The sequence below is a fragment of the Streptomyces canarius genome, assembly GCF_014650735.1.
Lineage (GTDB): Bacteria > Actinomycetota > Actinomycetes > Streptomycetales > Streptomycetaceae > Streptomyces > Streptomyces olivaceoviridis.
The window spans coordinates 35,300-59,894 of the sequence record NZ_BMVN01000045.1; the positions used below are offsets into that span (position 1 = coordinate 35,300).

The 24,595-nt window shown below is 72.2% G+C and carries 21 protein-coding genes and 2 pseudogenes; 12 read left to right on the forward strand and 11 right to left on the reverse strand.

Translation table 11 applies throughout. The annotated features are described in order from the left end of the window. Window positions 1-44 precede the first annotated feature (44 nt). From IE294_RS37965 to IE294_RS37980, 4 genes are all read right to left on the reverse strand, one after another. Window positions 45-704, reverse strand: a complete 660-nt coding sequence (locus IE294_RS37965) for a response regulator transcription factor (protein WP_189893825.1) — start codon at window positions 702-704, stop codon at window positions 45-47. A 124-nt stretch (window positions 705-828) separates the two neighbouring features. Continuing rightward, window positions 829-1,389, reverse strand: a complete 561-nt coding sequence (locus tag IE294_RS37970; protein ID WP_189893826.1) for a cysteine hydrolase family protein — start codon at window positions 1,387-1,389, stop codon at window positions 829-831. A gap of 65 nt (window positions 1,390-1,454) precedes the next feature. Further along, window positions 1,455-1,910: a MarR family winged helix-turn-helix transcriptional regulator gene (locus IE294_RS37975; protein ID WP_189893827.1), complete on the reverse strand. Its 456-nt coding sequence runs from the start codon at window positions 1,908-1,910 to the stop codon at window positions 1,455-1,457. A 59-nt stretch (window positions 1,911-1,969) separates the two neighbouring features. Beyond that, on the reverse strand, window positions 1,970-4,843 hold the full coding sequence (locus IE294_RS37980) for a helix-turn-helix transcriptional regulator (protein WP_189893828.1): 2,874 nt from the start codon (window positions 4,841-4,843) through the stop codon (window positions 1,970-1,972). Between the two features lie 597 nt (window positions 4,844-5,440). Between IE294_RS37980 and IE294_RS37985 the strand changes: the two genes are divergently transcribed. The 6 genes from IE294_RS37985 to IE294_RS38010 all read left to right on the forward strand — a co-directional run bounded on the left by IE294_RS37985 (window position 5,441) and on the right by IE294_RS38010 (window position 10,856). Next, window positions 5,441-6,055, forward strand: a complete 615-nt coding sequence (locus IE294_RS37985) for a hypothetical protein (protein ID WP_189893829.1) — start codon at window positions 5,441-5,443, stop codon at window positions 6,053-6,055. 112 nt (window positions 6,056-6,167) lie between these two features. Next, complete coding sequence (locus tag IE294_RS37990; RefSeq protein ID WP_189893830.1) at window positions 6,168-6,572, forward strand: SsgA family sporulation/cell division regulator; 405 nt, start codon at window positions 6,168-6,170, stop codon at window positions 6,570-6,572. A gap of 95 nt (window positions 6,573-6,667) precedes the next feature. Further along, window positions 6,668-6,946: a WhiB family transcriptional regulator gene (locus IE294_RS37995; protein ID WP_189893831.1), complete on the forward strand. Its 279-nt coding sequence runs from the start codon at window positions 6,668-6,670 to the stop codon at window positions 6,944-6,946. A gap of 182 nt (window positions 6,947-7,128) precedes the next feature. Then, on the forward strand, window positions 7,129-7,539 hold the full coding sequence (locus tag IE294_RS38000; protein ID WP_189893832.1) for an SPW repeat protein: 411 nt from the start codon (window positions 7,129-7,131) through the stop codon (window positions 7,537-7,539). 149 nt (window positions 7,540-7,688) lie between these two features. Then, on the forward strand, window positions 7,689-9,620 hold the full coding sequence (gene ftsH, locus IE294_RS38005; protein ID WP_189893833.1) for an ATP-dependent zinc metalloprotease FtsH: 1,932 nt from the start codon (window positions 7,689-7,691) through the stop codon (window positions 9,618-9,620). A gap of 180 nt (window positions 9,621-9,800) precedes the next feature. Beyond that, window positions 9,801-10,856 (forward strand): PAS domain-containing protein, encoded by a 1,056-nt coding sequence (locus tag IE294_RS38010; RefSeq protein WP_189893834.1) that lies wholly within the window; start codon window positions 9,801-9,803, stop codon window positions 10,854-10,856. 55 nt (window positions 10,857-10,911) lie between these two features. Here the strand turns inward: IE294_RS38010 and IE294_RS38015 are convergent, their stop codons facing one another. Next, on the reverse strand, window positions 10,912-12,309 hold the full coding sequence (locus tag IE294_RS38015; RefSeq protein WP_189893835.1) for a CHASE3 domain-containing protein: 1,398 nt from the start codon (window positions 12,307-12,309) through the stop codon (window positions 10,912-10,914). A 760-nt stretch (window positions 12,310-13,069) separates the two neighbouring features. Between IE294_RS38015 and IE294_RS38020 the strand changes: the two genes are divergently transcribed. From IE294_RS38020 to IE294_RS38040, 5 genes are read left to right on the forward strand one after another with little or no spacing between them, the layout of a single operon-like run. After that, the gene (locus IE294_RS38020) at window positions 13,070-14,701 is read left to right on the forward strand and encodes a peptide ABC transporter substrate-binding protein (protein ID WP_189893836.1); all 1,632 of its coding nucleotides are present in this window, start codon (window positions 13,070-13,072) and stop codon (window positions 14,699-14,701) included. A gap of 5 nt (window positions 14,702-14,706) precedes the next feature. Beyond that, a complete protein-coding gene (locus IE294_RS38025; protein ID WP_189893838.1) occupies window positions 14,707-15,630 on the forward strand; it encodes an ABC transporter permease in 924 nt (307 codons plus the stop codon). After that, window positions 15,623-16,591 carry an ABC transporter permease gene (locus IE294_RS38030; RefSeq protein ID WP_189893840.1) on the forward strand — a complete coding sequence of 323 codons (969 nt, stop codon included), beginning with the start codon at window positions 15,623-15,625 and terminating at the stop codon, window positions 16,589-16,591. The genes IE294_RS38025 and IE294_RS38030 overlap by 8 nt, the downstream gene beginning before the upstream one ends. Window positions 16,592-16,600: 9 nt before the next feature. Continuing rightward, the gene (locus IE294_RS38035; RefSeq protein ID WP_189817670.1) at window positions 16,601-17,575 is read left to right on the forward strand and encodes an ABC transporter ATP-binding protein; all 975 of its coding nucleotides are present in this window, start codon (window positions 16,601-16,603) and stop codon (window positions 17,573-17,575) included. Next, window positions 17,568-18,596: an ABC transporter ATP-binding protein gene (locus tag IE294_RS38040; RefSeq protein ID WP_189893842.1), complete on the forward strand. Its 1,029-nt coding sequence runs from the start codon at window positions 17,568-17,570 to the stop codon at window positions 18,594-18,596. Before IE294_RS38035 ends, IE294_RS38040 begins: the two co-directional genes overlap by 8 nt. 327 nt (window positions 18,597-18,923) lie before the next feature. Here the strand turns inward: IE294_RS38040 and IE294_RS38045 are convergent, their stop codons facing one another. From IE294_RS38045 to IE294_RS38055, 3 genes and pseudogenes are all read right to left on the reverse strand, one after another. Then, entirely contained in the window at window positions 18,924-20,279 is a 1,356-nt protein-coding gene (locus tag IE294_RS38045) for a ParB/RepB/Spo0J family partition protein (RefSeq protein ID WP_189893844.1), read from the reverse strand. Then, window positions 20,276-21,529, reverse strand: a complete 1,254-nt coding sequence (locus IE294_RS38050; RefSeq protein WP_189893846.1) for a ParA family protein — start codon at window positions 21,527-21,529, stop codon at window positions 20,276-20,278. The genes IE294_RS38045 and IE294_RS38050 overlap by 4 nt, the downstream gene beginning before the upstream one ends. 233 nt (window positions 21,530-21,762) lie before the next feature. Further along, window positions 21,763-22,458: pseudogene (locus tag IE294_RS38055) on the reverse strand (glycoside hydrolase family 38 C-terminal domain-containing protein); the annotation flags it as partial. Window positions 22,459-22,543: 85 nt separating this feature from the next. Here IE294_RS38055 and IE294_RS38060 point away from each other — a divergent pair. Next, window positions 22,544-22,714 (forward strand): hypothetical protein, encoded by a 171-nt coding sequence (locus IE294_RS38060; protein WP_189893848.1) that lies wholly within the window; start codon window positions 22,544-22,546, stop codon window positions 22,712-22,714. On the opposite strand, the gene IE294_RS38065 is transcribed toward IE294_RS38060, so the two are convergent. The 3 genes and pseudogenes from IE294_RS38065 to IE294_RS38075 all read right to left on the reverse strand — a co-directional run bounded on the left by IE294_RS38065 (window position 22,704) and on the right by IE294_RS38075 (window position 24,448). Beyond that, complete coding sequence (locus IE294_RS38065) at window positions 22,704-23,759, reverse strand: class I SAM-dependent methyltransferase (protein WP_189893850.1); 1,056 nt, start codon at window positions 23,757-23,759, stop codon at window positions 22,704-22,706. The genes IE294_RS38060 and IE294_RS38065 overlap by 11 nt on opposite strands. Before the next feature lie 117 nt (window positions 23,760-23,876). Then, window positions 23,877-24,182, reverse strand: a pseudogene (locus IE294_RS38070) (helix-turn-helix transcriptional regulator); the annotation flags it as partial. Further along, window positions 24,134-24,448: an SDR family oxidoreductase gene (locus IE294_RS38075; RefSeq protein WP_189893852.1), complete on the reverse strand. Its 315-nt coding sequence runs from the start codon at window positions 24,446-24,448 to the stop codon at window positions 24,134-24,136. The pseudogene IE294_RS38070 and the gene IE294_RS38075, both read right to left, overlap by 49 nt. Window positions 24,449-24,595 lie beyond the last annotated feature (147 nt).

The following is a 24,595-nucleotide window of genomic DNA, read 5'->3' on the forward strand; positions in this document are numbered from 1 at the left end:
GGCCGGGCCCGCGGGCCCCGGACAGTGGGCCCCGGCGGCTCCCGCTACTGCCCGAGGTAGCGCAGCACCGCCAGCACCCGCCGGTGCTGCCCGGAAGCCGACTGGCTGAGCCCCAGCTTCATGAAGATGCCGGTCACGTGCCGTTCCACGGCGGCGACGCTCACGAAGAGCTTCTCGGAGATCCCGGTGTTGGAATGGCCCTCGGCCATGAGGGCCAGAACCTCCCGCTCCTTCGGCGTCAGCGCCGCCAGCGGGTCCTCCGGGCGCTTGCGCCCCAGCAGGGCCGAGATGACGTCCGGGTCGAGGGCCGAGTCGCGGGCCACGACCCGCTCGACGGCGTCTGTGAGGATCTGGGGACTGGCCACCTTCTCCTTCAGCAGGTAGCCCACCCCGCTCGGGTCGTCCCCGACCAGATCGAGCGCGTAGGAGGAGTCGAGGAACTGCGAGAGGACGATCACGGCGGTCTCCGGCCGCACCGCGCGGATCTTCCGTACGGCGTCCAGGCCGTCGGCCTCCAGGGCCGGCGGCATCCGGATGTCGGTGATCACCACGTCGGGCCGGTGTTCCTCGGCGGCGCGGACGAGGTCTACCGCGTTGTCGACGGACGCGACGACGTCGATGCCCGCATGGCGCAGGATGGTCGCGATGCCCTCGCGCACGATCGGCTGGTCTTCTCCGAGCACCGCCCGCAGTGGTTGGCTCATGACAGGAATCCTAGCCTGCGGTGAGCGTGTCGAGTTGACGAGGAGCGTGATCGGCACGGGCACCGGAGGGCATCGCCCCCGCCGCCGGGAAGCGGCCGGGGCGATGTCCGGTCGGGCGCGGACCTCAGCTCGCGTCGGCGAGAGCGGCCAGGACGTCCTTGGTCGTGCCGGTCTCGGCGATGCGCGGGTAGATCCTCGCGATGGTGTGATCGTGGGCCGCGCCGTCGGTGTCGGTGACGGCGTCGACCGGCACCGTGACGTGGTAGCCCTGCTCGTGCGCGTCACGAACGGTGGACTCCACGCCGCTGCTGGTGGCGATGCCGGTGACCACGACCTGGGTGACACCTCGCTCGCTCAGCCACTCGTTCAGGCCGGTCTTGGTGAAGGCGCTGCGGGAGTACTTGGTCACCAGGTGGTCGCCCTCGGTGGCGCCCAGTTCGGGGGCCAGTTCGGTCCACTCCGCGGACGGGGCGGGGAAGCTCGCGCCGAGGTCGTTGCGCCCTGCGGGGCCTCCGGCGACATTGACGAGGACGACGGGCAGGCCGCGGCGGCGGAACTCCGCGAGCAACTCGGCGTTACGAGCGAGCACATCGGCGGCCGGGTGCGCGAGGGGCAGCCCTACGATGCCCTTCTGGAGGTCGACGACGATCAGAGCGGTCTTCGGGTCCAAAACGGTGACAGGCATGGTCTCTCCTTGACGGACGGTTTCGAGGTGGAGCGGGCTGGGCGTCGAACGGACAGGGCAGGGGCTCAGGGGTAGTCGGCGAGGCGGCGCAACGCCGGCACACTCGCGGCGAGGAGATCGGCTTCCTCGGGTGTGAGGCTGTGCAGGATCGCCCGCGTGAGCCAGTCGTCCTTGGCGAGCCGCCCGGTGCGGAAGTGCTCCCGGGCGGTGTCGGTGAGGGCGAGCAGAGTGCGGCGGCCGTCGGACGGGTCCGCCGAACCGGTGACCAGCCCCGCTTCCTCCAGCGCCTGGACGACCTGGGCCATCGACTGGGGACGCATTCCCTCGGCCCTCGCCAGTGCGGTCGTGGTGGTCGAGCCGTCGCGCTCCAACCGCAGCAGCACGGCCTCCTGCGACTTCGTCAGATCACCCACCGTGCTCTGCTCGCGCAGCCTGCGGACGAGCCGGCTGAGCACGATACGCAGATCCGTGGCGAGCAGCAGGGAGTCCCGACGCCGATCTTGTTGCTGTCGGTCATACATGTTTCTACGGTAACACGTATGCAGGTACCTGTTCAGTTGCCTTGATGGATGCCGGGCGCTCAGGCGGAGACCGCCGCCGAGTCGACCTCCCGCGCGTACAGGCGGGCCAGCTGGACCCGGGAGCGGACGCCGAGCTTCTCGAAGGCGTGCCGCAGGTGTGTGTTCACGGTGTGCGGGGACAGGAACAGCCGCTCCGCCGCCTCGCGATTGGTGGCACCGTGGGCGATCAGCCGCACCACGCCGAGCTCCGACCGGGTCAGCCCGCGCCATTCCGGCTCCGGGACGGCGGGGGCGGCGGCGCCCGCCGCGCCGAGGGGCCGGATGCCGAGTTTGCGGAGCCTGCCGTGCACCCGCCGCCCGTCGCGCTCCGCCCCGCACCCGGTGTAGAGCCGGGACGCCTCCTCGAAGTGGGACCGGGCCGTGGCGGCGTCGGCCTCGGCGGCGCACTCCCCGGCGTCCTCCAGGGCGCGGGCCCGCAGCAGGGGACGGGCGGTCCCGTAGCGTTCCGCCGCCTCGGCGAGCAGGTCCGCGTCCCGGGCGAACAGGCCCCGGGCGTGCGCGGCGGCGCCCGCGAACAGCGGCAGACCGGGGTTGAGCCGGGCCCGTTCCTCGGCGAACTCCACCGCCGCGGCGGCCATGTCCCGCTGGCCGGAGGCCAGCGCCGCCGCCACCAGCAGCACCACGTCCCCGGCGTCGAGGCAGGTCGCGTGGAGGAAGCCGCGGCGCAGGTGGGCGGCGGCCACGCCGAGCTGGTGACGGGTCAGGGCCTCGTCCCGGTACAGGGCGGTCAGGACCGCGATCCACGCCCCGGCCCTGCGCGACTGCCGGTCCTCGGCCTCCAGGTAGGTCTCCGCCAGGGCCGAGCACGCCTCCAGTTCGGCGTCGTCCCCGGTGTGGAAGGCGATCCGGGCCCGGGCGCACACCATGGCCGCCTCGCTCGCCGCGGACGTCCCCCGAGCAAGCGGTCCGGCCCCGGCCGCGGCCACTTCCCGTGCCGCCTCCGGCAGCCGGCCGCCGTCCAGCAGCAGCCGGGCCCGCGCGGTGCGCCACAGCGGCAGGTACGCCCGTCGGCCCCGCTGCTCCGCGTCCGCCAGACCGCCCTCGACCAGTTCCGCGGCGGCCGTGCCGTCACCGGCCAGGCCCAGCAGCGCGGCCCTCCAGACCGTCGAGACGACCACCTCGGGGAGGGCGGGCCCGTACGCCGGGTCCAGCTCGGCGACCTTCGCCGGCACCGACTCGCTGTGTCCGAGCGCCTCGGTCCACCGCTGCCGGTGGCAGGCGCTCATCGACCGGAGGGTGCGTTGCGTCAGGTCGTTGAGCGGGTGGGTGCCCCGGGCGCGCGCCAGGGACCCGGCCAGGGTTCCGCCGGCCTCCTCGGCCTCGCCCGCCAGCAGACGGTTCAGCAGGGTCGTCGACAGCAACTGGTCCTTCACCGGCTGCGGCACCCCGCGTTGGCCCAGGGCCCGGCGCAGATGCGCCTCGGCCTCGGCCACCGGGAACCGGCCGCCCATCCGGGTCAGCTCCAGGCACACCCGCGCGTGGGTGGCCGCGTCCGGCGGCACCTGAACCACCTCGCGGGCCAGGGCGCGGGCCTCGTCGGACTCGCCCGTCTCCCACAGCAGCGGAATCAGCCGCGCCGCCAGCCGCATCCGCCGGGGAGCGGCGTCCCGGCTCAGCTCCACCGCACGGCGCAGGTGAGCCGCGGCCGTCGCGGGCGAGTGGGGCGCCAGCTCCCGGGCAGCGGTCGCCAGGACGCGGATCGCGTGCTCGTCGCCGGGCTCGGCCAGTTCGGCGATCTCGGCGGCGAGCACCGCAGGGGGCGTGCCGTCCGCGAGCCGCAGGTCGACCGAGCGCCGGCGCACGGACAGCCGTACGGGCGACGGCAGGGTGGCGACGACGGCGTCGCGCACCGACGGGTGCGCGAAGGCGAGGTGCTGCTGCCCGGCCCGCATCAGCCCTGCCGCCAGCACCTCGCCGAGGGGGCGCAGCAGGGCGGACTCGCCGCAGCCGAGCACCCGGGACAGGTGCCGCACGGTGAGGCTGTCGCCCAGCGCGGAGGCGATCAGCACCAGCTCCTTCGCGTGCTGCGTCAACTGGTCGAGCCTGCGGGCGGCCACCGCCCCGGCCACCGGGTCCGCGCCGGTACGGACGGCGCCGGCGGTCCCGGTCCGCGAGGCGAGGAGGGCGCACAGCTGTCTGACGGCGCCCGGCAGGCCGCCGCAGAGGGGCAGGTACGGATCCGCCTGCGCGGCCCGCGGCCCCAGCAGGTCCCGGACCAGCAGCCGTACGGCGTCCGGCTCCAGGGCCGTGACGTCGAGGGGGACCGCCCGCTCGGCGAGCAGATCGCGCCGCAGCGACTCCACGGCCGGCACGTCGAGGTGGGACCGTGCGGCGAGCACCCACAGCACCGGCAGCCCGGCGAGCCGCGCGGTGAGCCCCCGCACCGCGAGCAACGTCAGTTCGTCGCAGTGCTGCACGTCGTCGAGGACGACGACGAGCGGCCGGTCGTGGGCGAGGTCCCGCAGGCGGTCCTCCACCTGCCGCATCAACTGGTACGGAGACCCGGCCTCGGGGTACGGCGACCCCGGCTCGCGATGCGCGGTACCGGGCTCGCGGCTCCGGAGGGCCGGTAGCGGACCGAGGGCGTCCAGCAGGGGGGCCAGCGGCGGCATGCCGTGCGCGGCGACGCCGCCGCCGGTCAGGACCAGGGCCCCGGCCGGCGCCGCCTCCTCGGCGGCGAAGGCCAGCAGGCGGGACTTCCCGGCGCCGGCGGGCCCCTCGATCCACAGCACCCCGCCCTCGGCACGGTGGAGGAGCCGCAGCACCCGCTGGAGGATCTGCTCCCGCTGGCGCCCGTGCCCGCGCGGGACCGCCGCGGGCACGGGGACGGCGGCGACGTCCGTCGTCGGCGGGATGTCAGTCGCCTGGATCAAGGCAGCCTCCAGTGGTCGTGTGCCGCGCGGCCGGCCGCGTTTCCGCCTGGCCGAGGACCCGCACACGTGATGTGACCTCGGTTCGGTTCGTGACACAGGATGTGCCGCCGTCGCCTCCAGTGGCTGTCAAGCACACCTGAAAGGCGCAGGGGGGCGTACTCCACGGGCGATGTGGGGACAACCCGACGTCTGCGCGTGTGCCACCCCGGATCCGGCCGGCGCGCCGCGGCCGGCGCGGGCACGCCGCCGCACGTCACACGGCCGATGCCCGTCCGGATGTGGGGCGGACCCTACACGGGCGTGGGGGAGCCCCTATGAAGGGCGAGGGACCACACGACAGACCCGGATGCGGCCCGATCCGAGACTAACGCTTGTATCCGGGGGGTTCCCGGTCAGACCCGGCCCGCCGCCACGGGGGTCCGGAGGGCCGGCGGACGCAGGGGTGCTGTCCAGGGGAACGCGACGCGACGGACAGCCGCCACCACTGGACACCTTTCGCGCCGACCGGCCCACCGGAACCGGCACGTCTGAACGACCACGAAGACAACAAGGCCCGCAGTGCACCGGACGCCTGCGGCTGACGAACGGGAACTGGGCATGGCACAGCTGGACACCATTCGGGCCGAGGTCCGTCACCCCCTGGGCAGCACCGGCGTACGCATGGTCGCCGGCCCGGGCGGTGTCCTCACCCGGAGGGCGATGCTGGCCGGTTCCCTGGTCTCGGCGACCGTCGGGGGCGCGCTGATCGTCGCGCACGTCCGTACGGTGACGCAGGCCGGCGCGTTCTTCGGGGTGCACCTGGCCGTGCAGGGGATCCTGCAACTGCTGGCGGTCCACGAGTCGAAGGCGTCGGCGGCGGTCCGCTGGATGCTGGCCGCCGGAGGCATCGCCGCCCTGCTGGTCGGCGCGGCCCTCTTCCACGGCTGGGCCGACACCGTGTTCCTGCTCGGACTGTGGGCCGGCTGCGGATGGCTGCTGCGGGGACTCACCATGGCCGTCTCCGCCACCTCGTCCTCGGTGAGTCATGTCTTCGTCTACGACGACGTACTGAACGCGGTGATCGTCTCGGCGGGTCTGTTCATCACCGCCTTCCCCTTCTCGTCCCTGGGGCAGCTGGCCGACGTCGGCGGCTCCGTACTGATGGCCACCGGCGCGGTCGAGGCGTTCGCCGCGGTACGGCGGCACCCCCGCACCCTGCGCGCGATCGACTGAGGCGGGCCCCGGCCGGGGCGGCGCACTCCCAGGCAGCCGCGCGGCAGGACCGCAGAACACGACAACCCACGTTTCCAGGCCGGTCGACCGGCCGAGCCCCGAGGAGGCGACCATGAAGAAGTGCCAGCTCTCACTGGAGGTCACACACTGGGTGACCTCGGACCTCACCCTCACGCTGAACTCCGAGATCTCCTACGACGCCCATGACCCGCTGGCCGTCACCCTGGTCCTCGACTCCGACGGCGAGCGGCCGGTGCGCTGGGTCTTCTCCCGGGACCTGCTGGCCGACGGCATGTCCGCCCGGGTGGGCGAGGGCGATGTGGCGCTCTGGCCGGTGTGTGACCTCGACGGCGAACCCTCCTCCTTCTGCGTGCGGGTGGGAGGCGCCCACACGGCGCTCTTCGAGATCCCCGCCGCACCGGTCACGACGTGGCTCGCCGGGACCTACACCATGGTGCCGCGCGGGGCCGAGCTGGACGGGGTGGACTGGGACGAACTGGTCCAGCTGGCGGAGTGAGGCGTCCACCGCCGGCACAGCACGAACGAGCAGATACCGGGACATGCGTCCCGAAGGACCGTCGCACACCCCTTGTCGGAAGGAAGACGAAGACCATGCAAAGCAACCCGCGGCCCCTCCTCAGCGACTGGCAGTGGCAGCAGCGCGCGGCCTGCCGCGGCATGAGCATCTCCACCTTCTTCTCCCCGCCGGGGGAGCGGGGGCGGGCGCGCCGCGACCGGGAGGAGCGGGCCCGGCGCATCTGCGGCCGGTGCGAGGTCGCCGACATCTGCGCGGCCACGGCCCTGAAGCACGGGGAGTCATACGGAATCTGGGGCGGGATGTCGGACGCGGACCGCCGGCAGTTCGACACGGGTACCGCGGGCGCGGCCTGACGCAGGCGCGTCGCCGCCCCGGTACGGCGCGACACGTGCCACGGGCCGATCACTCACATGTGTGATGTGCCCCCGAGGGTTCGGTACCACCATGTCGAACGCGGCGCCGGCGCCGTGAGGTGTCGACGGGAGCGGCGAGTGAGGAGACCCAGGTGTCTGGCTTTATCCGTGGAAGGGACGACGTGGCGCGCCGTCCGGATGCCTTCGGGACGCGGGAGCGTCGCGTCCGGGTCCTGGGCGGCCACGACGTGGCGCTGGTGAACGGCCCGGTGTTCCTGGTCGGTCTGTTCTACGCCGTGTCGCCGTGGGTGCTGGGTTTCGCCGCCGCCCACCACGACCTCGCCGTGCACGACCTGGTCGTGGGCTGCGCCATCTGCCTCCTGACCGTCGGCTTCACGGTGGCCCCCGAGCGCATGACCGGGCTGAGCGCCGCACTGGGGGTGACGGGTCTGTGGATGGCGTTCTCGCCCTGGGCGGTGGTCCGGCATCCGGGACGCGCCGCCGCCGTCGACGGTGTGGTCCTCGGCGTGCTCGCCCTGGTCCTCGGCCTGTTGTCCACCGCCATGGTCCGGCGCGCCAACCGCCTCCCGTGACCCACCGCCTTCCGTGACCCACCGCCCCCCGTGACCCACCACCACCCGTGACCAACCACCACCCGTGAACGACGCCCCGCACCGCCCGGCACCGCCACCCCCGCACCCGTCCGCAGACGAGCACCCCGTCGCCCGCAAGGAGAAGCCCGATGGCCGCACCCGTACCGCCCCGACACGACCCACGGTCCCCGTGGCGTTCCGAGGGAGTGCCGGGCGGGCCGCCCGCGCCGAACGGCCGGCGCTCCCGCGGCGGCTGTCTGGTGCAGATCGTGGTCATCCTCGTCATCTACCTGGGGACCGGCCTGCTCTACAACACCATGCACGGCGACGGCACCACGTCCATCGACTACACCGACTTCACCGCGCAGCTGGACTCGGGCAACGTCAAGACCGTCTACTCCCAGGGTTCGCAGATCCAGGGAACGCTGAAGAAGGCCCGCGAGGTGCCCGGTGGTGACCACGGCTCCACCTACGTCCGGTTCAAGACGTACGAGCCCGCCTTCGCCGACGACGAAGGGCTGTGGCGGGAGATCACGCGGCAGAAGGTCTCGGTCTCCGCGTCGCCGGTGGCGCAGGGGCCGGGCCTCGGCCAGTCGTTGCTGGTGTCGCTGCTGCCGACCGCGCTGCTCATCGGCGTATGGGTGTTCGTCGCCCGCAAGACGGGCGGCGGTCTCGGCGGCGGCATGAGCGGGATCCTGGGCCGCAAGCCGCCGAAGCCGGTGGAGGCGGAGCAGGGGCGCACGACGTTCGCCGACGTGGCCGGCATCGACGAGGTCGAGGGCGAACTCAACGACGTCGTCGACTTCCTCAAGCGGCCCGAGGCATACCGCCGCATGGGCGCGAAGATGCCCCGCGGTGTCCTGCTCGCCGGTCCTCCCGGCACCGGGAAGACGCTGCTCGCACGGGCGGTGGCCGGCGAGGCCGGGGTGCCCTTCTTCTCCGCCTCGGCCTCCGAGTTCATCGAGATGATCGTCGGCGTGGGCGCCTCCCGGGTGCGCGAGCTGTTCGCCGAGGCCCGCAAGGTGGCCCCGTCGATCGTCTTCATCGACGAGATCGACACCATCGGCCGGGCGCGCACCGGTTCGGCGGTGGGCGGACACGACGAACGCGAGCAGACGCTCAACCAGATCCTCACGGAGATGGACGGCTTCTCCGCCTCCGACGGCGTCGTCGTGGTCGCCGCGACCAACCGGGCCGAGATCCTGGACCCGGCGCTGACCCGGCCCGGCCGGTTCGACCGGGTGGTCACCGTCTCCCCGCCGGACCGCAAGGGCCGCGAGGCCATCCTGCGCATCCACACCCGGTCCATGCCGCTCGCCGGGGACGTCGACCTGGCCCGGATCGCCCGTACGACCCCGGGCATGACCGGCGCCGAACTGGCCAACCTCGCCAACGAGGCCGCGCTGCTCGCGGTCAAGCGCGACCAGGACCGGGTGACCGGACACGATCTGTCCGACGCCCTGGAGAAGGTGCAACTCGGCGCGCAGCGCCCGCTGGTGATGCCCGAGGAGGAGCGCCGGCGCACCGCGTACCACGAGAGCGGCCACGCCCTGCTCGGCATGCTCCAGCCCGGCGCCGACCCGGTCCGGAAGATCACCATCGTGCCGCGCGGCCGGGCCCTGGGGGTGACCCTGTCGACACCGGACGCCGACAAGTACGCGTACACGGAGGAGTACCTGCGCGGCCGGATCATCGGCGCCCTCGGCGGCATGGCGGCCGAGAAGGTCGTGTTCGGGGTGATCACCACCGGCGCCGAGAACGACCTGGAACACGTCACCGGCCTCGCCCGCGGGATGGTGACGCGGTGGGGGATGAGCGACCTGGTGGGACACCTGTCGGTGCTGCCCGACGACAGTCAGCAGCCCTACGGGATGTCCGCCGCCCCGCGCACCCTCGACCTGGTCGACGGCGAGATGCGCCGGATCGTCGAGGAGTGCTACGCCGAGGCGTGCCGCACCCTGGAGGAGAACCGCCACCGCCTGGACGGTCTGGCCGTCGCCCTGCTGGAGCACGAGACGCTGGAGGAGGCGGACGCCTACCGCGTCGCGGGCATCACGCCCGCCGCCGCGGGGCGGGAGTGAACCCGCCCCGCCCGGCGGCAACCGGCTGACCGGCCGCGCTCCGCGGCGGACCGCCCCCCGGCACCGCGCCGTATCGGCACCGCGCACATCCCACGAGGCGCCTTCCAGTCAAATGACGGATGCGTCGACCGGGTGTGTCTGTGAAAGTCGTGCCGAGCCTGGGGGGAAGGAACGAGCGCGATGACGTCGATCGAAGAAGAGCTGGGAAGCGTCTTTGACGTCATACGGCAGCCGGTCTGGGCCGTGGACGCCGATCACTCGGTGCGCTACGCGAACCCCGCCGCCGCCGAGGCGTTGGGACACGGCCGTCCGGCCGGCCTACTGGGCACGGACGGCCGTCCGGCTGACGTACCGGGCACCGACGGCGACCCGTCCGACCTGCCGGGCACTGATCGCCGTCCGGCCGACCCGCCGGGCACCGACGGCGACCCGGCCACCGCCTCCGGACAGCCGGAGACCGCCGGGCGGACCGGCCCCGCAAGCGGTCGGGGCACGCTCACCCGGGTCGACGGCTCCCTTCTCCCGGTCGAGTGGACCCGCGTGCCGCTGTCCCGGCCGGGCGGCGACGCGGCCCTGTACGTCTTCCTGCCCCTCGCCGGGCCGGCCCGCGCCGGGCACGGGACGCCGGACGACGGGCCGTTCCCGCTCCTCGCGCACCGGCAGGTGGAACGACAGCACCGCTACGCCCGGACCCTCCAGCACACGGCCCAGGAGCGCTTGGTACGAGCCCTGCTCGGCCTGAGCCTGGCACAGCAGGAGCTGGGCCCGGCACCCGCTCGGGTGATCGATCTGCTCCACGACGTGGTCCGCGACACGGAGGAGGCCCTGGCCGGCGTGCGGGAGGTCACCGACGCCCTGAGCCCCGGAGCCCTGCGCGTCGGAGGGCTTCCCGCGGCGCTCGCCGCCCTCGCCGGGCGCTGCCCGGTGCCGATGACGGTCTCGGGCTCCCTGGCAGGACGGCTGCCCCGGCTGGTCGAGTCGCACCTGTACCTCCTCGTCGCGGAGGCCGTCGAGCGAGCCGTGGAGAACGGCGGCGCCGACCGCGTCCGGGTGACCGCCGACCTCGGGGCGAGCCTCGTGGTCACCGTCGTGGACGACGGGGCACCGCCGGCCGGGGCGGCGGACCTGGCGGCGCTGGCCGCCCTGACGGAGCGGGCCGCGAGTCTGGACGGCACCCTGCGGGTGTGTCACACGCCCGGCGCCGGCACCACGGTCACGGCGGTCGTCCCGCTCTGACCGCGCGACCGTGCCCACGGACACACGTGTGAGAGCGGAACTCCCGCCCTCCGGCTCAGGCCGGGATCGGTATCTGGATCAGGATGGTGGTGCCGCCACCGGGCGGGGACTCGATGGCCAGCTTCCCGTCGAAGGCCGCCACGCGGTCCGCGAGTCCGCTCATCCCGCTGCCGGCGGTGGCCTTGCCGACGCCGCCGACGCCGTCGTCGGCGACCTTGATCCGCAGCACGTCCCCGAATGCGAGGGTGACGTCGATCCGGGACGCCTGGGCGTGCTTGACCGCGTTCGTCACCGCCTCGGCCACGACGAAGTACGCGTTCGACTCGACGGTGGAGGAGATCCGCCGCTCGTCCCGGCTCTCGACGACGGTGGGCACCGGGCACCGGGAGGCCAGGTCCTTCACCGCTGCCACCAGCCCCTTCACCGTCAGCACGAGCGGATAGATGCCCGAGGCGAGTTCCCTCAGCTCGTTGATCGCCGTCTGCGCGTTGTCGATGGACTGGTCCAGCAGGTCGATCGCGGCCGTCTCCGTCTGCGGTATCAGCTCCCGTGCCAGCCGGAGCCCGATCATCAGGCTCACCAGCCGCTGCTGTGCCCCGTCGTGCAGGTCCCGGGCCGTACGCCGGTGCACGGCCTCGGTGCTCTCCATGATGCGTCGGCGGCTGTCCTGGAGGGATGCCGCCATGGTGTTGAAGGAGGTGCCCAGTGCCCCGATCTCCGCCACTTTGCTGGGCGCCATCCGCACGCTCAGGTCACCGCCCGCGAGTTCCTCCGCCGCTGCTGCCGCCCCGCGCACCGGCCGTACCACCGCACGGTGCTGGAGCACCGTGAAGACGGCCACGAGCGCGGTCGACGCCGCGAGTCCCAGGGCGGCGGCGAGCACCGCCTGGCGGCTGTTGGCGCCCGCCGCGTCCGTGCGTTCCGCGAGCTGGGCACGCTCGTCCGTCATGTACCTGTGGAACTGGGCCCGCAGGGCGTCGACGCGCTGTTTGCCCTCGGCCGTCTCCTTCAGGCCGGACGCGGCGGGATCACCCCGCCGGACCATCTCGACCAGCGGGACCGAGTAGTCGTCCAGGAAGGACTGGACGCCGCGCGTGATCTGCTCGGCGGTGCGCCGCTGTCCCGGGGAGGTGGCGCTGTCCGTGAACCGCCGCTCCTCCGCGGGCAACGCCTTGCGCGCCGCCTGCCACGGCTGGAGGAACTCCTCCCGCTCGGTGATCACATAACCGCGCTGCCCGGTCTCCAGGTCGAGGAGCAACCGCTCCATGGTGCCGGCTTCGACGAGGGCCGTCCGGGACGCGCGCCGGGCCGAGGCGGAGCTGTTCGCGTCGGAGATCGCGAACAGCAGGACGGCGAACGCCACACCGATCAGCAAGGCGAGCAGGCCGCTCGCCGCGACCGTGAGGCTCGTCAGCCCCAGCCGCCGGCCCGTGTTCTCCTGTCGTGCGCCCATGTTCCGCCTGCCCGTGAATGAATCGAGACACCTGAAGTCTGCAATGTATCCGCACGGGAGCGGAAGACATGTCCACATGGCAGGCGCGGGCGCACGCCCACGAGGTATGCGAGCAGGCGCAGCCTCGTGCCATCGGCCGGCCGTGCACCGGGCGGGGGCTCCGGATCTGCCGTGGCCTGCGTGAGGCCCCCAGGTCGCAGGGTGCAGCAGGGCGAGCGTGGGCGCGGCGCTGAAGCCCTCGGCCGGCGCGGGCGGGGCCAGGACCGCGGTGAGGCCACAGGCGACGGTCGACCAGCGGGTCGCCGGGACGGTGCCACCCGGCCACCACCGTGCAGGCGCCCCCGGCGGCCCACAGTGAGCAGGCGCCCACGACACCGCCGCGCAGCCGGTACGGCATGATCAGGGCCGGCCCCGGACAACACGCTCATCGCACACCCATGGCGGCGCCCGGCGACATCACCGCGATGTGGTCCAGGACCCGGTCCGCCCGGCGCACGGCGGTCGGCGTCTCGTCCCGCGCCCTGCCCGGCCGGCACCGCGTTCTCCCAGCGCCGGCCCGCCGCCGTGGGCGTGCTCGTCGTGATCGGGGTGTACGTCGGTGCCATGCGTTCGGCGTATACCTCAGCCATCGCCCGGCCCGCCACACAGGTGTCCAGGAGCCCATATCGCGCAAACGTGTGATGCCGGGCCCACCGGTCGATGTCTACCTTTCCGGCCAACCACCTGTCCGCCGTCACGGTCCGTCCCCGAGGAGAGACCCATGCGCGCAGTCACCTATGCCACCTGGCCCGCCCTCGCCGCGGCGGCGGCCCTCACCCTCACCGCGTGCGGCGGCGGTGGCGGCTCGGACGGCGGCGGCAGCGGCGACGCCGTCCTCAGCGCGGTCTGGGGCGATCCGCAGAATCCGCTGGAGCCGGCCAACACCAACGAGGTGCAGGGCGGCAAGGTGCTCGACATGATCTTCCGGGGGCTGAAGCAGTACGACCCCAGGACCGGCAAGGCCGAGAACGCGCTGGCCGAGAGCATCACCACCAAGGACTCGCAGACCTTCACCATCAAGGTCAAGAAGGGCTGGACGTTCAGCAACGGCGAGCCCATCACGGCCACGTCCTTCGTCGACGCCTGGAACTACGGCGCGAGCCTGAAGAACAACCAGAAGAACGCCTACTTCTTCGGCTACATCGACGGCTACGACAAGGTCCACCCCGACAGCGGGAAGCAGACCGCCGACACGCTCTCCGGCCTCAAGGTCGTCGACGACCACACCTTCACCGTCAAGCTCAGCCAGAAGTTCTCCACGTTCCCCGACACCCTCGGCTACGTGGCGTTCGCGCCCCTGCCGAAGGCCTTCTTCACCGACCACGCCGCCTGGCTGGCCAAGCCGGTCGGCGACGGCCCGTACACCATCAAGTCCTACACCAAGGGCTCCGAGATGCAGCTGCGCAAGTGGGACGCCTACCCCGGCGCGGACAAGGCGATGAACAACGGTGTGGACCTGAAGGTGTACACCGACAACAACACGGCCTACACCGACCTGCTGGCCGGCAACCTCGACCTCGTCGACGACGTCCCCGCCCAGCAGCTGGGCAACGTCCACCGGGACCTGGGCAACCGCTACCTGAACACCCCCGCCGGCATCATCCAGACCCTCGCCTTCCCGTTCTACGACAAGGGTTGGAACACCCCCGGCGCCGCGAAGGTCCGCAAGGGCCTGTCGATGGCGATCAACCGCGCGCAGATCACCAAGACGATCTTCCAGAACACCCGCACCCCCGCCACCGACTGGACCTCCCCGGTCCTCGGCGCGAGCGGCGGCTACGACAAGGGGCTCTGCGGCGCCGCCTGCGACTACGACCCGACCGAGGCCAAGAAGCTCATCGAGGAGGGCGGCGGCATCCCCGGCGGCCAGCTCAAGATCACGTACAACGCGGACACCGGCTCGCACAAGGAGTGGGTGGACGCCGTGTGCAACTCCATCAACAACGCCCTCGGCGACGACAAGGCATGCGTCGGCTCCCCGGTCGGCACCTTCGCCGACTTCCGCAACCTGATCGGCCAGGACAAGATGACCGGGCCGTTCCGGTCCGGCTGGCAGATGGACTACCCGCTGATCCAGGACTTCCTCCAGCCGCTGTACTACACGAACGCCTCCTCCAACGACGGCAAGTGGTCCAACAAGCAGTTCGACCAGCTCGTCGACGAGGCCAACGCGCAGACCGACCCGCACCGGGCCGTCCAGCTCTTCCAGCAGGCGGAGGGCGTCGTCCGGGACAACATGGCGTCCGTCCCGCTGTGGTACCAGAACGGCAGCGCCGGCTGGTCCGACCGGCTCTCGCACGTGATGCTGGACCCGTTCAGCGTCCCCGTGTACAACGAGATCAAGGTCGGCTGATCCACGTGGGGCGGTATGTGGTCCGGCGGCTGCTCCAGATGATCCCGGTGTTCATCGGGGCCACGCTGCTGATCTTCCTGATGGTGAACGTGCTGGGCGACCCGGTCGCGGGCCTGTGCGGTGACAAGGCCTGCGATCCGGCCACCGCGGCCCGACTCAAACACGAGTTCGGCCTCGACAAGCCGGTGCTCCAGCAATACGCGACCTACATGGGCCATGTCTTCACCGGTGACTTCGGCACCGCCTTCAACGGTGAGAAGGTCATCGACCTGATGGGCAGTGCCTTCCCGGTCACCGTCCGGCTGACGATCGTGGCGATCCTCTTCGAGATCGTCCTCGGCCTCGGCCTCGGCGTGCTCACCGGTCTGCGCCGGGGCCGCCTCCTCGACACGGCCGTGCTGCTGCTCACCCTGGTCGTCATCTCCGTGCCGACGTTCGTCACCGGCCTGCTGCTCCAGCTGCTGCTCGGCGTCGAGTGGCGCTGGATCTCCCCGTCGGTGTCCCCGCAGGCGGCCTTCGGCGAGCTGATCGTGCCGGGCCTGGTGCTCGCCTCGGTGTCGCTTGCCTACGTCACCCGGCTGACCCGGACCTCCCTCGCCGAGAACCTGCGTGCCGACTACGTGCGCACCGCCGTCGCCAAGGGCCTGCCCCGGCACCGGGTCATCACCCGGCACCTGCTGCGCAACTCCCTCATCCCCGTGGTCACGTTCATCGGCACGGACATCGGCGCGCTGATGGGCGGGGCGATCGTCACCGAACGGATCTTCAACATCCACGGCGTCGGCTACCAGCTCTACCAGGGCATCCTGCGCCAGAACACCCAGACGGTCGTCGGCTTCGTCACCGTGCTCGTCCTGGTCTTCCTGGTCGCCAACCTGCTCGTCGACCTCCTGTACGCCGTACTCGACCCGAGGATCCGCTATGCCTGAGCAACCGCCGTACGAACCCGAGGGCGCCGTCGCCGGGACCGGCACGGGCGGCGCGATGGACCTCGCGGCGAGCGAGGCCCGCTCCCTGGAGCCCACCGCCGCCGACCCGCGGGGAAAACCGCGCGGCCTCTGGTCGGACGCCTGGCGCGACCTGCGCCGCAACCCGGTGTTCCTCGTCTCCGGCCTGGTGATCCTCTTCCTCGTGGTCATCTCGGTCCGGCCGTCGCTGATCGCGTCGGGCAACCCCCTCGCGTGCGACCTGGCCAAGGCCCAGCAGGGCTCACAGCCGGGCCACCCGTTCGGGTACGACGGCCAGGGCTGCGACGTCTACACGCGCACCGTGTACGGCGCCCGCACCTCGGTCACCGTGGGCGTCCTGGCCACCCTCGGGGTCGCGGTCCTGGGCTCCGTGCTCGGCGGCCTCGCGGGCTTCGTCGGGGGCGTCTGGGACGCGATCCTGTCCCGCGTCACCGACGTCTTCTTCGCGATCCCGGTCGTCCTCGGCGGTCTAGTCCTGCTGTCGGTGGTCACCAGCGCCACCGTCTGGCCGGTGATCGGCTTCATGGTGCTGCTCGGCTGGCCCCAGGTGTCCCGGATCGCGCGCGGCTCGGCCATCACCGCCAAGCAGAACGACTACGTCCAGGCCGCCCGTGCCCTGGGCGCGTCCAGCTCCCGCCTGCTGCTGCGGCACATCGCGCCGAACGCGGTGGCCCCGGTGATCGTCGTGTCGACCATCGCGCTGGGTACCTACATCTCGCTGGAGGCGACCCTGTCCTACCTCGGGGTGGGACTCAAGCCGCCGACGGTGAGCTGGGGCATCGACATCTCCGCGGCTTCGCCGTACATCCGCGACGCCCCGCACATGCTCCTGTGGCCGGCGGGCGCGCTCGCGATCACGGTGCTGGCCTTCATCATGCTCGGCGACGCGGTGCGCGACGCCCTCGACCCGAAACTGAGGTGAGTCGTCGTCATGCTGCTAGAAGTGCGTGACCTGCACGTGGAGTTCCGGACCCGGGACGGGGTCGCCAAGGCGGTCAACGGCGTCTCCTACGGCGTCGACGCGGGCGAGACCCTGGCGGTGCTCGGCGAGTCGGGCTCGGGCAAGTCGGTGACCGCCCAGGCCGTGATGGGGATCCTCGACACACCGCCGGGCCGGATCACCGGCGGCCAGATCCTCTTCCAGGGGAAGGACCTGCTGAAGCTGAAGGAGGGCGAACGGCGCCGGGTGCGCGGCGCGCAGCTGGCGATGATCTTCCAGGACGCGCTGTCGTCGCTCAACCCGGTGCTGCCGGTCGGGGACCAGCTCGGCGAGATGTTCGTGGTGCACCGGGGGATGTCGAAGAAGGACGCGCGGGCCAAGGCCGTCGAGCTGATGGACCGGGTGCGCATTCCGGCGGCGAGGGAACGGGTCAGGCAGTACCCGCACCAGTTCTCCGGCGGCATGCGCCAGCGCATCATGATCGCCATGGCGCTGGCCCTGGAACCGGCGCTGATCATCGCCGACGAGCCCACCACCGCGCTGGACGTGACGGTGCAGGCCCAGGTGATGGACCTGCTCGCGGAACTCCAGCGCGAGTACCGGATGGGACTGATCCTCATCACGCACGACCTGGGGGTGGTCGCGGACGTGGCGGACCGGATCGCGGTGATGTACGCGGGCCGGATCGTGGAGCAGGCACCGGTGCGCGACATCTACAAGACGCCCGCCCACCCCTACACCAGGGGTCTGCTGGAGTCGATCCCGCGCCTGGACGCCAAGGGCCGGGAGCTGTACGCCATCAAGGGTCTGCCGCCCAACCTCATGGACATCCCGCCGGGCTGCGCCTTCCACCCGCGGTGCCCGATGGCCCGGGACGTCTGCCGCACCGACGCACCCGCCCTGCACCAGGTGGCCGACCACCGGGTGAGCGCCTGCCACTTCTGGAGGGAGTGCCTCGATGCCTGAGCCGATCCTCGAAGTCAGCGGGCTCGTCAAGCACTATCCGCTCACCCAGGGCATCCTGCTCAAGAAGCAGATCGGTGCCGTCAGGGCCGTCGACGGCGTCGACTTCACCCTCGGCCGCGGGGAGACCCTCGGCATCGTGGGGGAGTCGGGCTGCGGCAAGTCCACGGTCGCCAAGATGCTGGTCAGCCTGGAGCGGCCGACGGCCGGCGCCATCCGGTACAAGGGCGAGGACATCACCAGGCTCTCGGGCCGGGCCCTGAAGGCCGTACGCCGCAACATCCAGATGGTGTTCCAGGACCCGTACACCTCCCTCAACCCCCGTATGACGGTGGGGGACATCATCGGAGAGCCGTACGAGATCCACCCCGAGGCGGCCCCGAAGGGCGACCGGCGCCGCAGGGTGCAGGAACTGCTGGACGTCGTCGGCCTCAACCCCGAGTACATCAACCGCTACCCCCACCAGTTCTCCGGCGGCCAGCGCCAGCGCATCGGCATCGCCCGCGGACTCGCGCTGCGCCCGGAGATCATCGTGGCCGACGAGCCGGTCTCGGCGCTCGACGTCTCCGTCCAGGCGCAGGTCGTCAACCTGCTCGACCGGCTCCAGAGCGAGTTCGACCTCTCCTACCTCTTCATCGCGCACGACCTGTCGATCGTGCGGCACATCTCCGACCGGGTCGCGGTGATGTACCTCGGACGGATCGTGGAGACCGGCACCGAAGCCGAGATCTACGACCATCCCACCCACCCCTACACCCAGGCGCTGCTGTCCGCCGTGCCCGTCCCGGACCCGGAGGCCAGAGGCCACCGGGAGCGGATCATCCTCAGCGGAGACGTGCCCTCCCCGACGAACGTCCCCTCCGGCTGCCGGTTCCGCACCCGCTGCTGGAAAGCCCGGGAACGCTGCGCCATGGAGGACCCGCTGCTGGCGGTCCCGGCGGAGTTCCGGCACACGACCGGCCCCACCGCCCACGCCTCCGCCTGCCACTTCGCCGAGGAATGGGCGACTGGCCCAGCAGTCTAGGGACTTCCTCATGCCGTCCGCGTTCCGATCGTGGGGTGTGCCCCATGGCGGCGGAGGCCGTACGGCGCGAGAGTGGAGGTGTTCGGTTCGGACGGGATCCGGACCGTGCCGGATCCCGGCGATCGGGACACCCGACCACCTTGGACCACGTGTGGCGCAGCGGCCCCATCCCCCCGAGGGCTGAGCGCCACCTTCCCCGCGGTGCGGGCCCGGTGTCCCCCGCACCGGGCCCGCACCCACGTCGGCCGGTCCCCCACCCGGCTCAGGCACGGGCGGCGGAGACAGCCGGGACGACCGCACACCAAGGCCCCGCTCCGGCCCACCGGTTCAGTCGACCTGAGCGGTGGCCTGGTCGACGAGGCGCTGCGCGAGTTCGCCCAGCCGGGCGGGGTCGCGCTTGAGGGCCCAGACGCCCAGGAAGTCGATGAGGTCGAAGAACGTGTCGTCGCTCTCGATCTTCCGGTCCAGCAGCATCGCGAGGGGGCCGGGCTCGTCGTACGGCAGTGTCCGGGTGGGCTGCCCGTTGGCGGCCGGGGGCGGGGTGCCGTCGGAGGGGGCGGCGGCCGTGCGCGGAGGGGCGACAGGCGGGGCCGGCTTCGACGGCACCGGGGAGGACACGGCGGGTGACGCCTCGGACCGGGCGGCTTCCCGGTCCGCGTCGGCGGTGCCGGCCGGCGTCGGCGGCGCCTGGACGCTGTCCGTGGTGGCTGCCTGGGCCCGTGGCGTCCGGACCGTCTCGGCGGTCTCCGCCTGTGCCGGCGGCGCCTGGACGCCGTCGGCTGTCCGGGGCGGTGGTGCCTGGACCGGTACCGTCGGCGGCTCGTCGTGCACCGTGGGCGGTTCGTCGTGCGCCGCCGGTGCCGCGGCACCGGTGACCTGCCCGGCATCGGACACGGCCGGGTGGCCGCTCCCGGCCGCACCGGAGCCGGCCGCCGCCGTTTCCGCTTGGCGAGCGGCCTTGAGTGCCGCCTTCTCCGCCTCCTTGCGGGCACGTTCGGCCTTGAGCGCGTCGAGCGCCGCCATCTGCTGGTCGGCCGGCTTGTTGCCGACGGCGCGCAGCAGGTCGATGGGTTCCTGGCCGATCCGCGCCTGGAGTTCGGGGGTGAGGGTGAGCAGCGCCAGCCGCTGCGACACCCAGCCCTGGGAGCGGTGCAGCCGTTTGGCCAGGGCCGTCTGGCTGCCGTGGATGACGAGCAGCCGCTGGAGCGCCCGGGCCTCGTCGAGTTCCTCCAGGTCCTGCCGGTGGATGTTCGCGACCAGCGCGGATTCGAGCAACTCCTCCGAGGTGCTGCCCTGTTCGTCGCTCACCATGACCTTGACGGTGGCGAGGCCGGCTTCGCGGGCGGCGGCCAGGCGGCTGCTGCCGTCGATGACGACATGGGTGGTGTTCGGCTCCAGGTCGCCCGCGCGGTCCGGGTTGGCCGCGAGATAGGCATCGCGGTTCATGACCGTGATGGCCTGCTTCTGGCCGTGGGTCTTCAGGCTTCCCGCGAGGTCGGTCAGATCGCCCAGCTGCGAGCGGGGGTTGTCGGGGTTGGGGCTGATCTGGTGGACGGGCAGTTCACTGGGCGGAGCCACGCCCTCGGTCGGCACTCCGGTCGCCGCGGCCACGGCCTGCCGGCGTGCGCTGACGGGCCGGGCGCCGCCGAAACGCCCGGCGCCCAGCTGGTCGGCCTTGCTCATGAGATCTCCCGGGCCAGTGCGCGCATCCCGATGGCCTGCTGCGACTTGGGGGCGTAGGACAGCAGGGGCTGCTTCATGCGGACCGCTTCCTTCTGTTCCTTCAGGTCGCCGATCAGCCCCACCACCCTCGGATTCTTTATGTCGACCCAGCCCTGGAGCGAGGAGGTGGCGATGTAACCGCGGCGCGAGTCGTAGAGGTTGACGACGATACCCAGGTAGTCGATGTCGATCTGGAGGTCGTCGCGCAGGTCGTCGATCTGCGTGGTGAGCAGTTCGTAGGCGTCGGCCGAACTGTCCTCGGCCTGCACGACGATGAGCGCCCCGGACTGACCGGGCTTCTCGCCGTCGCGTCGCCTGCCGTAGTAGGCGGCGGCGTCCATGCTGAGGCCCAGGCTGGGCGGGCAGTCGACGATGATGACGTCGTAGTCCGCCTCCAGCGGGGCGAGTGCCCGCTCCAGCGCGGCTTCACGGGCCCGTACGGCGGACAGCCGCACGTCGAGGAGGAAGGCGTCGTTGCACGCGGGCAGCAGGTGCAGGCGGTTGCCGAAGGTCTCCTCGTCGATGGGCACGACGAGGTCGCGCAGGTCGCCCTTGGGGTCGCCCGCCATGTGGTTGGTGAGGCTGTCACCGTTCATCGGCAGGGGCGCGGCGCCGAGCTGGTTGGTGAGGTGGCACTGGGGGTCGAAGTCCACCAGCAGGACCCGCATGCCGAGGCCGGGCAGGCTCTCGATCTCCAGGGGCTCGTCCTCGCCCGCCGCGGCGTCGCTGGCCCGCAGGGCCTTGGCGAGTGCCTTCGACACGCGTACGGCGTGCAGGGCGTTGGGGGACTCGGCGAGCGCCTCGCCGACGCCGGCCGTGATGGCGGTCTTGCCCACCCCGCCCTTCTGGTTGCAGACGATGACGCGGCGGGTGACGCTCGGCCGCTCGACGTCGGGCGCGGGGTTGGAGTCGAGCCACAACCTGACGGACTGGGCGAGTCCCTGGATGAGGGAGACGCTGCGGTCCGCCGCCACCTTGCGGAACGTCTCCCACTGTCCGGGCGGGAGGAAGGTGGAGAAGGAGTCGGCGCCCGCGGTGTCGACGGGTTCGGTGGCCGAGGCGAGGGCGCACCAGTCCCTGATGCCCTGCTCGACGGCGGCCTGGATCTCGATGCCGTGCTGGGCGGCTCTGATTTTCAGGTCCTGCCGCAGCTGGCCCGGCAGCTTGGAGACGACCTTGTCGCGGTCGCCGGAGGAGGCTGGAGAACTCATGGGGGTACCTTACTAACGCTCGTGATCGTTCGCGCCGCCGACACGTTAGTTAAGCCGACTGCCTGGCGGTCCGCGCCGCCCGTCACGGCGGCCGGACATGCCGCTGGCGCGCCATGTCCCCCCATGGGTAACGGATTTCACCGCTCGTCGGATCAGTTCCGATTCCGCCCGCCCGGCTGAGCCGGTCACCCGCGAGCGGCAGTCCCCGACGGACACCGACGGCGCCGCGTCGCTCAGGCGCGCCGCAGCCGCAGCGTCACCAGCTCGAACGGCCGCAGCCGTACGGTGATCCGGTCACCGTCACGCTCCGGGGCGGTCGCCGTGGCGAGCGGGCGCTCCAGCAGGTCCGTCACCGTCACCTCCGCGACCTCGACACCGGCCGTGAGCGTGGCCAGGGCCCGGCCGCCGTGAGCCTCGTGGAAGCGGACCACCACGTCCCCGCTGCCGTCGTCGGCGAGCTTCACCGCCGTGACCACGACCGCGTCGTCGTCCACGGTGACCAGCGGAGCGACCTCGTGGGCGCCGGGCAGGCGCAGTTCCGGCAGATTGACGCGCCAGCCCTCGCGCACCGCGTCCGCGATCCCGGCGCCGGGCACCAGGGCGTGCCGGAAGCGGTGGACGCCCTGATCGGTCTCGGGGTCGGGGAAGCGCGGGGCGCGCAGCGACGACACCCGGACCGTCGTGGTCGTACCGCGGTCGCCGTCGGACCGCACGGTCCGGGTCACGTCATGGCCGTACGTCGAGCCGTTGACGACGGCGACGCCCCAGCCGGGCTCCTCCAGGTGGACGAAGCGGTGGTTGCAGGCCTCGAACTTGGCCGCCTCCCAGGAGGTGTTGGTGTGGGTGGGCCGGTGGAAGTGTCCGAACTGCGTCTCGAAGGCGTACCGGTCGGCGTGCACGTCGAGCGGGAAGGCCGGCTTGAGGAACTCGGCCGCGGAGGGACCGGTGCGAGAGGCCGGTGCCGGGGGCCCAGCGGTGGGACCGGACCGGCCGACGCGGGAGATCCCGCGTCCGATGGTCACCGGGACGCAGGACGAGACGGTCGCCCGCGTGCTGGGGGCGAGCCGCCGCCCCTGCGGGGACGGCGGCAGCGCGGCCGGAACCCTGCTCGCGCCCGGCCGTGACGCCGGCGCCCCCATCGGTCACCGCCGGGGCACCGGCGCGGACGGCTTCCTCAGCGCTTGACGTCGTAGATGCGGTTGGTGGGGGTCTCGACGGCGAGCCTCCAGCCGAGCAGACCCACCTCGGCGGCGATCGCCCGGAGCGCCTCCGGCCCGGGATGGTTGCCGAGCGCGTGCGGGCCGCCCTGCGCCATGGCCGCCGGCAGACAGAGAACAGCCGAGGTGGAGGCGAAGGACCGGCCGATCGGGTTGATGTTCTCCCCGGGCTCGGCCGACACGTTCGGCTCGACGACAAGGCAGCTTCCGTCGTCCGCGAGGGCCTTCTCGGCACGCTGGAGCGCCGCGCCGGGATCACCGAGATCGTGGAGGCAGTCGAAGAACGTGACGAGATCGTAGCCGCCACCGGGGAAGTCGTGCGCGGCGGCGACCTCGAACGTCACGCGGTCACCGACGCCCTCCTCCTCGGCCAGCTTCCGGGCCGCTTCGACGGAGGGCTCGTGGAAATCGAAGCCGTGGAAGCGGGACCGCGGAAACGCCTTGGCCATGAGGACCGTCGAGTGGCCGAAGCCGCATCCCACGTCGGCGACCGAGGCGCCGCGCCGGAGCTTGGCCTCGACGCCCTCCATCGCGGGCAGCCATTCCTGGACGAGGACTGCCTCGTATCCGGGCTTGAAGAAGGCGGCGACGCCCTCCGACAGTTCCGGCCCGTAGTCCCGCCAGCTCACGCCGCCACCGTTGCGGTAAGCGCTCGCCAGCGCCTCTTCGGCACCGTAGAGGGCCTTCAGCATGGTGAAGCCACCACCGAGGTACGTCGGCACGGAGGAGTCGGCCAGCACAGCCGCGTGCTCGTCCGGCAGGACATACGTGTTCGTCTGCGGGTCGTGCACCACATAGGCCCCGGCGACCTGCGCCGCCAGCCACTCCCGGACGTAGCGCTCGACGAGTCCCGTCCTCTCGGCCAGTTCGTCCGAGGTGAGCGCCCCCGCACCCGACATCGCCTCGTACAGCCCGAGGCGGACGCCCAGGGACGTCGACACTCCCGCGAAGGCAGCCGCCTGGTCGGCGACCACCCTCTCCAGGAATTCCAGCACGCGATTCTCATCCGACATTCGAACAACTTCCAGGTGTGCGTCTCCCGCCAACGTGTGGCAGGTGGTGACGAGGAAGAACCTCTTCTCTCATCCCCCCAACGAATCAGGGCCCGCTCCTGGTTCACACCACGTGCTTCAGCCCTCCGCCGCGGTGGCCATCGGCGGCTGGGCCGCGTCCCACCGAAAGGGCTGCCCGGCCGCCGCGTGCCCCCGTGGCAAGAGGGGAACACGCGCCCGGTGCTCCTGCGGGCTGAGGCCGCGCTCCCGCTTGAAGGCGGCGCTCAACGCGAACGCGCTGCCGTATCCGACCCGCTGGGCCACCGCGCCGACCGTCGCGTCCGGGTCGCGCAGCAGGTCCGCCGCGAGCGTGAGACGCCAGCCGGTCAGGTACGTCATCGGCGGTTCCCCGACGAGCTCGGTGAACCGGCGGGCCAGCACGGCTGTACGCCGTGTGCGGCGGCCACCTCGGCGAACTCGCCGACGGCCTCCACGGCGCCGGGGGCCGACAGATCCGGGTAGTAGGTGACGTACGCGGCGCCGACCCCCTCCAGGACCGGCGCCCAGGTCGCGCGGTCCTCCCAGTCGAAGGGCGGAGTGCCGGCCCGGGAGCCGATCCGCACGGGGTGTCCCTGTGCGGTGAGGCGCTCGGCGACCCGTCGACCGGTCTTGCCGGTGCCGCCGGTGATCAGGTTCAGGTTGTCGTTCATGATCACAAGTACAGTCGCCCGAGCCGGGACGATCCATAGCCGCCGAGCTCGACTGCATACGCGAGCGTCTGGCACGGGCGAGGACTACCGCTGTGCGGCGGCCTGGTGCAGATGGCGGCTCACGTCGCCGACGAGGTTGATGCGGAC